Annotated in this window: 1 protein-coding gene; it reads right to left on the bottom strand. The window is 40.4% G+C overall.

The window, feature by feature from the left end; translation table 11 throughout:
* On the bottom strand, positions 1-240 hold a 240-nt coding region (locus tag BGI41_RS08295), incomplete at its 3' end, for a C-GCAxxG-C-C family protein (RefSeq protein ID WP_143744831.1).
* Positions 241-250 lie beyond the last annotated feature (10 nt).

Below are 250 nucleotides of genomic sequence, written 5' to 3' on the forward strand. Positions count from 1 at the left end.
AATTTCATCATCTTCCAAAAATCCCAATGCTATTAATGCTCCTGTGAGTGCACCGCAGGTTCCTTCATCAAATGTGCCGCCGATTCCTCCTGAAAACCCGCTAGCTAATGCACATAATCTTGCCTGACTCATTGGATGGTTGGCTACTTCACAAAGTCCTATAAGGGTTGATTGGGAACAGCTTTTAAAAACACGGTATTGTCTGATTTTTTCTTCTACTGATTTTGAATTCAAGTCCATACTATCATCT

The sequence above is a fragment of the Methanobrevibacter sp. 87.7 genome (assembly GCF_002208625.1).
Taxonomy (GTDB): Archaea; Methanobacteriota; Methanobacteria; order Methanobacteriales; family Methanobacteriaceae; genus Methanarmilla.